The sequence below is a fragment of the Acetobacter indonesiensis genome, assembly GCF_000963945.1.
Lineage (GTDB): Bacteria > Pseudomonadota > Alphaproteobacteria > Acetobacterales > Acetobacteraceae > Acetobacter > Acetobacter indonesiensis.
The window spans coordinates 1-1,021 of the sequence record NZ_BAMW01000094.1 but is presented as its reverse complement, the minus strand read 5'-3'; the positions used below and the strand labels follow the sequence as shown (position 1 = coordinate 1,021).

Sequence of the window (1,021 nt, the reverse complement as noted above, 5' to 3'; positions counted from 1 at the left end):
ACTGCTGGCATCACTTTCGTAAGCATCCGTATTCAGACTGAGGGTTTGCGCAGCCCCGAGCACACCACCCTGATTGAGAAGGTCCTGCATGGGACCCGCACCGTCACCCAACGTCAGAGAACCGCCAAGAGACTGAACCGAACCCGCCTGACGGTTATCCAGAGTCCGCGCAGAAATAACAACGTCACCCTGCCCCTGAATCACACCGGCGCGGTTCTCAATACTCCCAGCCGAAAGATCAATCGCGCCTGACTGCGCAATGATCTTGCCTGATCCGTTCTCCAGATCAGCCGCAGTGACAGACAACAGTCCGGAACCGGAGCCAATCTGCCCGGCAGTGTTGGTTACACCCTGATCTGCCAGCACTGTCGTGCTGGTGGCACCATACAGCGTCCCGTTATTGACCAGAGAAGCCGCCGTGACGTTCAGATCTGCATTGGTTGAAATCAGTCCGCTATTCTGAACCGTTCCGGTTGAAACCAGGGTAAGAGCAGTTTCCGCCTTAAGCGCTGATCCGGCCTCCCCCTGATACTCTCCGACAGAAACAGCAAGATCACCCCCGGCACCAATAAAACCCTGTCCACGATTGGCAAGGGAAGCAGCAGTCAGACGAAGTGCGCCCGTTGCCGTAGAAATCTGGCCGGTATTGCTGACACTTTTTTCAATCTTTACAGTCATATCGCCAGCAGAGGCGAGCTTACTTCCTGCCTCTGTCGTCAGGGAAGACGCCTGCAGCGAAAGAGGTCCCTGATCAGCACCGATGTTGCCAGAATTCCGGGTATCTCCCGCAACGACAAAGGACGCACCATCCTTTCCTGCCGCGGTCAGAACCCCGTTGTTTGTCAGCGACGTCCCGCTGACTGTCAGTCCCTGGCCTGCTGAAACTGAGCCTTTGTTCTGAATGTCTGCACTTGATGCAAGATGCGTCTCCGCACCAGACTGAAGCGTCCCAGTATTGTCAACACCTGCCGCCTGCACCCCCACAGACCCGGACGCTGCCATCGTTCCATTGAGCACAAGA

Annotated in this window: 1 protein-coding gene; it reads right to left on the bottom strand. The window is 56.3% G+C overall.

Annotated features, from left to right (window positions below; genetic code table 11):
• Positions 1 to 1,021 (bottom strand): hypothetical protein (locus Abin_RS15250; RefSeq protein WP_048848504.1); only part of this gene is annotated, 1,021 nt, incomplete at both ends.